The organism is Aeromonas sp. ZOR0001, from assembly GCF_000801015.1.
In the GTDB taxonomy this organism is placed as follows: Bacteria; Pseudomonadota; Gammaproteobacteria; order Enterobacterales; family Aeromonadaceae; genus Aeromonas; species Aeromonas veronii.
In genome coordinates, this window is sequence record NZ_JRJY01000070.1 from 108,694 (window position 1) to 118,318 (window position 9,625).

The 9,625-nt window shown below is 61.0% G+C and carries 7 protein-coding genes and 1 tRNA gene; 2 read left to right on the top strand and 6 right to left on the bottom strand.

Annotated features, from left to right (window positions below):
• The 5 genes from L972_RS20740 to L972_RS08745 form a co-directional block, all read right to left on the bottom strand.
• The coding region (locus L972_RS20740; RefSeq protein ID WP_047437715.1) for a TVP38/TMEM64 family protein at positions 1–902 on the bottom strand (902 nt) is incomplete at its 3' end.
• Positions 902–1,483, bottom strand: coding sequence for a carboxymuconolactone decarboxylase family protein (locus L972_RS08730; RefSeq protein WP_021231092.1), 582 nt, complete (start codon positions 1,481–1,483; stop codon positions 902–904). The genes L972_RS20740 and L972_RS08730, both read right to left, overlap by 1 nt.
• A 25-nt stretch (positions 1,484–1,508) precedes the next feature.
• On the bottom strand, positions 1,509–2,183 hold the full coding sequence (locus L972_RS08735) for a DUF1499 domain-containing protein (RefSeq protein ID WP_047437587.1): 675 nt from the start codon (positions 2,181–2,183) through the stop codon (positions 1,509–1,511).
• 179 nt (positions 2,184–2,362) lie between these two features.
• Complete coding sequence (locus L972_RS08740; protein WP_040066119.1) at positions 2,363–2,641, bottom strand: peptidylprolyl isomerase; 279 nt, start codon at positions 2,639–2,641, stop codon at positions 2,363–2,365.
• A gap of 122 nt (positions 2,642–2,763) precedes the next feature.
• On the bottom strand, positions 2,764–3,138 hold the full coding sequence (locus tag L972_RS08745; protein WP_047437590.1) for a hypothetical protein: 375 nt from the start codon (positions 3,136–3,138) through the stop codon (positions 2,764–2,766).
• Positions 3,139–3,652: 514 nt separating this feature from the next.
• Here L972_RS08745 and tamA point away from each other — a divergent pair.
• A complete protein-coding gene (gene tamA, locus L972_RS08750) occupies positions 3,653–5,428 on the top strand; it encodes an autotransporter assembly complex protein TamA (protein ID WP_005334265.1) in 1,776 nt (591 codons plus the stop codon).
• A gap of 61 nt (positions 5,429–5,489) precedes the next feature.
• Positions 5,490–9,290, top strand: coding sequence for an autotransporter assembly complex protein TamB (gene tamB, locus L972_RS08755; RefSeq protein WP_047437592.1), 3,801 nt, complete (start codon positions 5,490–5,492; stop codon positions 9,288–9,290).
• Between the two features lie 176 nt (positions 9,291–9,466).
• Here tamB and L972_RS08760 read toward each other — a convergent pair.
• Positions 9,467–9,551, bottom strand: a tRNA-Tyr gene (locus tag L972_RS08760).
• Positions 9,552–9,625 lie beyond the last annotated feature (74 nt).

Genomic DNA, 9,625 nt, shown 5'->3' on the forward strand with positions numbered 1-9,625 from the left:
TCGTCGGCTTTACGCTGCTCTGCGGCAAAGCGGGCGCTTCGGATCAATGCCTTGGAGGGGACGCAGCCGCTGTTGAGGCAATCGCCCCCCATCTTGTGCTTCTCGATGAGCGCCACCTTGGCCTTCACCGCCGCGGCGATATAGCTGGTGACCAGCCCACCGGCGCCCGCACCTATTACCAGCAGGTTGTAGTCGTAGCGAGCGGGTTTGCGGTAGGGGGCGAGCAGGCGCCGCTGGGCGAGGTGTGTGGTCAATTTCTTGACCAGCCAGGGCATCAGGCCGAGCAGGGTCAACGCGACCATCAGGCCGGGGGAGAGGATATTGCCGGTGCTGGTTAACTGGCCAAGCTCGCTGCCCGCCAGTACATAGACGAAGGTGCCGGGCAGCATGCCAAGCTGGCTGACCCAGTAGTAGGTGCTGACTCTGATGGGGGTGAGCCCCATCAGCAGATTGACCAGAAAGAAGGGGAAGATAGGGATGAGGCGCAGGCTCAGCAGATAGAAGGCCCCCTCCTTCGCCATGCCGGACTGAAAGGTGGCCAGCTTGTCGCCAAAGCGGGCGGTGACCCAGTCGCGCAGCAAGAAGCGGGCGCTGAGAAAGGCCAGGGTCGCGCCTAGGGTGCTGGCGAAGGAGACCAGCAGCAGCCCCCAGCCGACGCCGAACACAGCGCTGCCACCCAGGGTGAGCAGGCTGGCACCGGGCAGGGAGAGGGCAGTGCTCAGCACATAGATAAGCACGAACAGCAGGCTTGCCGAGACAAAGTGGCTGTCGACCCATTGCGCCACAGCCGCCTGCTGGGCCTGCAAGGCGTCCAGAGTGAGGTAACGACCGAGATCGAGTGCAAAAAAGGCGCCGATAAGGCCCCCCATGACCAGTGCAAGCAGCAGGCGGGTCCGGTTCATCAGGCGTCCTTGCTGTCTGGCTGGGCAGGGCGTTCCGGCTGCACCGGCAGCTGGCAGAAGCCCTGCGGCGCGATATCGAGGGCGGCGTTGAACTTGGCCGACATGTTCTGGAAGGCGATAAGGCCGGTCAGTTCCACCATGGCATCGTCATCGAACCAGGGCTTGAGGCGGGCTGCCTGTTCATCGCTGACCCCATCGAGGCCAGTCATCGCTTCGGTGTAGTCGAGCACCGCTTTTTCCCGCTCGTCAAACAAGGGGCTTTCGCGCCAGTTGGCCAGCGCCTCCACCTTCTCGCTGGAGCCGGCTCTCTTTACCAGGGTCATGGCGTTGATGTCGACGCAAAAACGACACCAGTTGAGCTGGGAGACCCGCACCGTCACCAGCGAGCGCAGCACGGGATCGATGGGGGAGCGCTTGCGGTTGATGACCCCGTAGAGGGTGGCGACGGCAGCAAAGAGGCGCGGCGAGCGGCCCCAGCACTTGCCCGGAATAAGCACCTGACCATAGTTGCGCTTTTGCAGCCAGAAAAAGGGGCGGATAAACCAGGCATATTCCCGGTCGGGTTTGACCTCAACGCGCATCAGTTACCTTCTTGTTGTTTCACACTTACGGTTTCAAATTGGGTTTGTAGGCCTGACCGAGGCGCTCGTTCAGGCGGGTCAGGAAATCCTCGATCCGCGCCCGGTTGGTGCCCAGATCGCTTTGCCCCTGACGGGAGGCTGATCGCATATCGATGCGGGTCTCTTTGGGGCCAGTAAAGACCCGCAGCGCCACATCATCCTGAAAGCCGAACCAGCCGGTGGTAACCACCGCATCCAGACCATCCGGGCTGGGTCGTACCTGCCAGCCCACCTCCTGCATCAGTTCGCTGGCTTCAATCAACACTTCGGCAGGAGAAGCCCTGGTAAAGAGAGGACCGGGTTTTGCCTCAACTGCTTTCAGCGGTGCGCTATTTATTGGCAGATCCTGCGCCGTTCTGAGCTCTGCCGCCCAGCGTAGCTGGGGGGGATTGTAGGGATCTGTGCTCACATCGTTGATCAGCGGCATCCGCAGCGCCTGTGCCACAAAGGTCAGCGGCAGCAGCAGCGGCAAAGCGCCGAGGACGCTGGCGTAGCGGTTGCGGCTCCAGGGCAGACGCACCAGCAAGATCAGGGAGACAAGGACTCCGATGAGACAGATCGCAAAACCGATCCACCAGGGCCAGAGATGAAAGCGGCTGCCGAGGGCGCCAGCGAGCGGGAGTAACCAGGCCAGCAGGGGCCACAAGCAAGAGCAGGGCATAGCACGGGATCCATCGTCGAATGTGGACAATGCCGAGAAGGATAAACTTAATTGCCTGATAACGTTAGTAAATTGATGAGAGTTTGGCGTGGTTTTGGTCAGTTTTGCGAGGGAGATTCAGAGGTCGATGAAGCCCGCCTGACGGGAGCTTCACCGAGAAAATGGTCAGTTGCGATGACTTAGTTGCGATAGAGCACTTTGATCAGATGAAAGCCGAACTTGGTGCGCACCGGCCCCAGCACCTTGAGCAGTTCACCCTTGAAGACGGCATCGTCAAATGCTTTCACCATATCGCCCTTGGAAAATTCTCCCAAATCGCCAAAACGCTTGCCTGAGGGACAGGTAGAGAAGCGCTTGGCCATCTGGCCGAAGTCGGCTCCCTTCTCGATCTTCTCCTTGATCTCCAGACACTGTTTTTCGGTCTTGACCAGAATGTGCTGGGCACAGGCTTTTTTCATCGGGGCGCTCCTGGGAGTAATGGCGAAGGTTGTTAACGCCAAGGGTGGTAGCAAATGGGGGCGCAAGAGTACCCCAATTTGCCACCGGCGTCAGCCATCACAGCCGCCCTTTATCGGCCGTATTATTGGCGAGCGCGGGTGGTCAGCATGGCGCGGGGACGCGCTTGCCAGATGATCTCCAGACCGAGCAGGGCGTAGAGGCTCCAGATGGCCAGCGGATTGAGCCACTCTCCCCCCAGTTGCAGGGTCATCAGGGCGCAACCTGCCAGCAGCAAGGTGATGCCCGGCAGCCGCCAGTGGACGGGCAGGGGGGCCAGCATCGCCATCGCCAGCAGAATGCCGAGGCCAAACGGCAGGTTCAGGGCGGTAAAAGCCAGCGCCTGCTGACCACTCATGCCGGTCAGCAGGGCCAGCAGGGCGCTGCAACAGGCGAGAAAGGTGATGAACTCGAGACGATCGGCAATATAGTCAGCCATCTGTTCGCTACGTGCATGCATGATGTGTCTCCTTCAGTTGATGCTTCAAGTGTGAGGGAGGGGCGGCTGCAAAGGCAGCGGGATAATTCGATTGCGCTGAACGAGCAATTCTTAATCACCCGCTACGGCTGGCTTTAGGGTGTGCCGGGCCTGTTAAACGGTGAGGGTGGGGTGATGCCGACAAACTCTGTCGTGGTGGGTTTCTGCTGGTAAAGAGAGGAGGAGAGGTGACAAATGGTGCCTGATGGTGGGGTGAGCCTTATTCAGGGCAGGTCAATTCGCTTCCATCGGGAAAGCGGGCGGCGTCATTGTCACCAAAATGTGTGATTTGTGGTCAACCTCTTAAAAGATATGGCGAATTTGCCAATGGTGCTGCGCTGTCGCTGGCCGATGCCTATGTTAGGATAAGGTTCGCCATTTTTCTGGCGCGCATTTTTGTGTCGCGGCCATGCACTGCATGACGTGCTGCGCCGCATTCGGGGTTGGCCCGAAAGGGCGCTGGTTTCCTTCACCACAGATTCAGGAATATTGACCTTTGACAGGATGCATTTCATCCCTGCTGGCAGGGCGTTCACTGTCCGGCCCTGCGTTTCGCCGCGGCCTGCGGGTACTGGGGGTGGGCCTGTTGCTGTCGCTGCTGGCTTCGCCCGCGTTTGCCGCCAAGCTCACCTATCAGGTCAAGGGGTTGAAAGGGGAGAACAAGGATAACGTTGAAGCCTACCTCAATGCCCTGCCGGTCTATCAGGAGCGCCAGTATCGTCCTGCCCGCGCCAAAATCACCGAGAGCGTGCAAAAGGCGCTGCAGGTTTATGGCTACTACCAGCCGAAAATCACTCTGAGTCGCGACAAGAAAACCCCGTCCAAAGTGGTGATTGAGGTGGACAAGGGGGAGCCGGTCATCGTCTCCCGCCTCGATATTCTGCTGGAGGGGGATGCGGGCAGCGACGAGCTCTACAGCGCCCTGCTGGACAAGTTGCCCCTCAAAGAGGGCGAGCCCCTCAACCACGCCAAATATGAATCCATCAAGGCGGATCTGGGCAGCCTCGGGCTGGCCCGCGGTTACTTTGATGCCAAGCTGAGCAAGAGTCAGGTCAAGGTGTTCCCGGACAAGGGGACGGCGGAGATCTTTATTCTGTTCGAATCGGGCCATCGCTACCGTTTTGGCGAGATCCGCTACGATGCCACCCCCGAAGCGCTTCACCTTATTCGCCCGCTTATCAACATCAAGAGCGGCGACCCCTATCTCGCCATCCGTCTGGCCGAGATGTCGCAGGATGTCTCCTCCACCAAGCTGTTCCGTCAGGTCGATATCAAGCCGGTATTGAGCGAGGCGAGCAACTATCGGGTGCCCATCGCGGTGACGCTGGATAACCGGGTCGATCACGAAATCGAGACCGGTATCGGTTATGCCACCGACGTAGGGCCGCGGATGAGTGCCACCTGGGAGAAGCCCTGGGTCAACCGCTACGGCCACCGCCTGTTTGCCACCGCCAAGGTGTCGGCGCCGGAGGCAGAGCTCAGCTTCGACTACCAGATCCCGGTGGGTAACCCGCTGCGGGACTACTACTCCATCCAGACCGGCTACCAGTACAAGGACAACAACGATACCCGCTCCGATCTCACCACTATCGGTGTGCACCGCTGGACGCGGCGGCCGGAGAGCTGGGATCGGGACGTCTTTATCCGGCTGGAGAACGAGATCTATACCCAGGGTGCCGACGAGGGGAACAGCTTGCTGCTGATCCCCGGGGTCTCCTGGTCCCGACTGCGGGTGCGCGGCACTCTGGTGCCCGATTGGGGGGATCGCCAGCAGCTGACGCTGGAGTTCTCCGACCCCAGATGGGGTTCCGACATCAGCTTTATGCGGGTGTGGGGGCGTAGCAAGTGGCTCCGTACTCTTGGCGATAACCACAGATTCCTGATGCGGGCCGAGCAGGGGGCCATCATAGGTGACAGCTTCTCGCTGGTGCCGCCGTCCTTGCGCTTCTTTACCGGTGGCGATCAGACGGTGCGCGGCTTTGGTTACGAGAGCATCTCCCCCACCGGGCCGGATGGCAAGCTGACCGGTGGCCGCTACACCAGCGTGGCCAGTCTGGAATACAACTACCGCTTCAGCGAGAAGTGGCTGGGGGCCATGTTTGTGGATGGAGGCACCTCCACCACCGATTACAGCGAGCCCTGGAAAATAGGTACCGGCGTCGGTGTGCGCTGGGTCACCCCCATCGGTCAGGTCAGGCTGGATCTGGCGGTCGGGGTATCGGAAGAGGACAAGCCCTTGCGGCTGCATTTCGCATTGGGGCCTGAATTATGATGTTGTCTAAACGCTTTTTTCTTTGGCCGCTGCGGCTGTATCTTGCGCGGGGGTCTGCATTGTGATCTGGCTAAAACGCATCTTTCTCTGGCTGATGGGGCTGGTGTTCCTGTTGCTCATCGGCGTCAGCCTGCTGGGCTTTACCCATCAGGGCAACAAGTGGTTGTGGCAACAGGCCAAGGGGGCGCTGCCCTCCCTCAAGGGGGAGCTGGTGGCCGGTCAGCTTGGCTATGGCTGGACTCTGGAAGGGGTCGGTTGGCAGGATGAGCTGGTGGATGTGACGGTGGATCGCGCCGTACTCGACTGGGATCTCGGCAAGTTGCTGCAGGGCAAGCTCTGGATAAAATCCCTGGCGGTGACCCATCCGGTGGTCAAGGTAGCCGATTCCGAGCCTGCTCCGGAAGAGCCTTCCGAACCCTTTGTCTGGCGCCCGCTGCCACTCAAGATCCAGGTCGATAACCTCAAGGTAGCCGATCTCGATCTGGCGGTGCCCGGTGTGGCTGTGACCCTGGGGTCCCTCGATATCGGCGCCACCCTCAACCGCAAGGGGCTGATCGTGCGTGGCCCGGTGCTCGATAACTTGAAGGTGACGCTGGATGACGCGGCGCCCGCCAGCGCAGCCAAATCCGCCAAGCAGCCAGCCGCTAACGAGAAACAAGCCGGAGCTGCGGTGGCGCGCAACGACAAGGCCCGCGCCGAGACAGCCAAACAGGGCAACGGGGCGCCAGTTGCACAAACTGCAAAGGCAGCCCCCATTCTCCTGCCCGCCATTCATCTTCCTTTCCCCATTCAGCTGGAAGGGGTCATCGCGACCCGGGTGCAATATAAGCAGGGCGAGCTGATCGAAGGGCTCGACAGGCTGCTGCTGTCGGCCACTGCTGCCGACGATCGCATCGAGGTGCGCGAGCTCTCGCTACGCCACGCCATGGCCGATCTGGCGCTCAAGGGACACATTCAGCTAAGTGATGACTACCCGCTGGCGGTGACGCTGGATGCCAAGGCCCGCAAGGGGCTGCTGGATGGCGAGCTGCAAGGGGAGCAGGCCACGCTGGCGCTGAGCGGTTCGGTCGGCAAGCTGGGGCTGGCGTTGTCGGCCAAAGGACCGGTCGTCGCCAATCTCAAGGGCTCGCTGGCCGCTCTCGACCCGGATCTCCCTTTTGATTTGACCCTCGACTGGAAGAGCCTCGGCTGGCCTCTTCACAAGCCCGCCAAAGATGAGCCGAGCTATCGGCTGGATAAAGGGAGCCTGACTGCCAAGGGCAAGCTCTCCGGCTATCAGTTTGCCCTCAATACCTCCGGCAAGGGGACCGATGTCCCCCCCTTCAAGCTTGCGCTGGACGGGAAGGGGGATCTGGAGCGGCTCAGCAAGATCGCCTTGCAGCTCAACGCCCTCAAGGGGGAGCTCAAACTCGATGGCAAACTCGCCTGGAACAAGGGGATCGAGTGGCAGGGAACCACCCTGTTCAAGGGGATCAATCCGGCCGAGCTGCTGCCCGAGCTGAAAGGGACGCTGGCCGGTGAGCTGGAGAGCCGTTTCGTGATGAACGAAGCGGGCCACTGGGAGCTGAAACTGCCCAAGCTCAAGGTGGATGGCAAGCTCAACCAGTACCCGCTGGCCCTCAAGGGGGAGCTCAGCGGCAACGACAAGATGGAGTGGCAGATCCCGGCGCTCTCGCTCCAAAGTGGCCCGAACCAGTTGCAGGCCAAGGGCAGCATCAGCACTGCCCAATGGAAGCTCGATGCCAACCTGCAGGCTCCCCAGCTGGGGGGTATCTATCCCGGCCTGAAAGGGGATATCAAGGGGCAGGTGAAGGTCAGTGGCAATCAGCAGACGCCAAAAATCGATGCGGATCTGGCCTCCGAGCGGCTCTACTATGCCGGCACCGACCTGAAGGGCATTAGCCTCAAGGGCAATGCGGTGATCGGTGCCAAACCGGCCGGTGAGCTCTCGCTGTTGGTGGCGCAGTTGAAACAGGGCGAAACCAAGCTCAGCCAGCTGGCCCTGAACCTCAGCGGCGATATCAGTCAGCATCTGTTGACCCTGACCATGAAGGGTGACCCTGTTGCGGCCAACCTCAAACTGGGTGGCGGCGTGCGCGGGGATCACTGGCGCGGGGCGCTCTCCGAGTTGCGGCTGAAAACCCCGCTGCGCCGTTGGGACTTGAGCTCCCCCTGGGCGCTGGATCTCGATCTGCCGCGTCAGCGGCTGGCGATGGGGGATCTCTGCCTCGGCTCCCAGGGGGCCAGCCTCTGCGTCAAGGGGAGTCAGGTCTCCGCTGCCCAGGGTACCCTGGAGTTTGCCCTGAGCGAGTTTGATCTCAAACGGCTGCGCCCCTGGTTGCCGGACAACTTCCGCTGGCAGGCAATGCTCTCCGCCGATGGCCGCGCCAGTTGGCGTGGCAATCAGCCTACCTTGCATGCGGTGGTGCGTACCACGCCGGGCACTTTTGTGGCCGATGGCCTCAAGACCGACTATCAGCAGCTGGCTCTGGCCCTTGATTTCGAGCGGCAGCAGGCGGCCATTCGCCTCGATTTTGCCTCCAAACAGATCGGCAATATCGATACCGATCTGCTGATCAGGGAGCCCGCCGGTCGCGGTCTGCTCGGTGGTCAGCTCAAGTTTGACGATCTCAAGCTTAATACCTTTGCGCCGCTCATCCCTGAGGTGCGCTCCCTGCAAGGGATCATCTCCGCCGATGCCCGCTTCGACGGCACCCTGGCGGCGCCCCTGCTGTTTGGCCAGCTCAACCTGCGTGACGGTGAAGTGCAGACCCACTCCGACATGGTGACCCTGACCAAGCTGGTGACCCGCCTCAAGATCGAGGGCAACCGCGCCGAGCTCGATGGCTCCATGCTGGTGGGCAAGGGGCCGCTGGCGTTGGGCGGCTGGCTCAGCTGGGCCAAGATGCCGGTCAGCGGCAGCCTCACCATTCAGGGCAAGGATCTGGAGGCACAATATCCGGGCATGGGCCGGGTCAGAGTCTCGCCCGATATCGCGGTGTCGCTGGGTGAGGAGACCCGGATTACCGGTCAGGTGGATATTCCCTGGGCGCGCATTCTGGTCAAGAGCCTGCCGGATTCGGCGGTGGCTGTCTCTGATGATGTGACCGTGGTCTATGACGATCTGCCCCCTGCTCCCAAGCAGGCAAGTCTGCCGCTGGCGATGAAGGTGGCGATCCGCCTTGGCAACGATGTGAAACTTGATGCCATGGGACTGAAGACCGATGTCTCCGGCGGTCTCAATATCCGTCAGGATCCCGAGAAACCGCTGGCAGGCAACGGCCAGCTGGTGCTCACCAACGGCCGCTTCAAGGCTTACGGTCAGAACCTCATCATCAAGGAGGGGCGGATCCTCTTCTCCGGTCCGCTGGATCGACCATTCCTCAACATCGAAGCCAACCGGGATCCCGATACCATCGAGGGTCAGGTGACGGTCGGGGTGCGGGTGACCGGCCCTGCCAGCAAGCCGGAGATCACCGTCTACTCCGAGCCGCAGATGGCGCAGTCAGAGCAGCTCTCCTATCTGCTGCGCGGCAAAGGGCTGCAAACCAACGGAGAAGATGGCGGTTTCAACGGTCTGCTGGTGGCCGGTGCGGTCAATCAGGCCAATGGCGTGGTGTCGAGCATCGGCGAGTCGCTCGGGATGAGCGATGTCTCCCTCGATACCGCGGGCAGTGGTGACAACACCCAGGTGACTCTGTCGGCCTATCTGCTGCCGGGCTTGCAGTTCCAGTACGGGGTCGGGGTCTTCAGCCCCATCGCCGAATTCAAGCTGCGCTACGAGGTATTGCCACGGCTCTATCTGCAGGCGATGAGCGGGGTGGCTCAGGCGGTCGATATCTTCTATCGCTTTACTCTGTAACGCTTCATCCCGTAACAGGGCTGATATGAACCTAAACGGGAGGCGCAGGCCTCCCGTTTTTTATTGCGCGATCGGCTGCAGGTAAATGGCGATAAGGGACTGGAGTGCAGAGGGAGAATGGATTGCGGCGGGCTATAAATGCGAAAACCCGGCGCCAGGCCGGGTTTTCTGAATGATGGTGGAGGGAGAAGGATTCGAACCTTCGAAGGCAGAGCCGTCAGATTTACAGTCTGATCCCTTTGGCCGCTCGGGAACCCCTCCACGGGGTATTGCTTTCAAATTGTCGCACTTGAAATGGTGGAGGGAGAAGGATTCGAACCTTCGAAGGCAGAGCC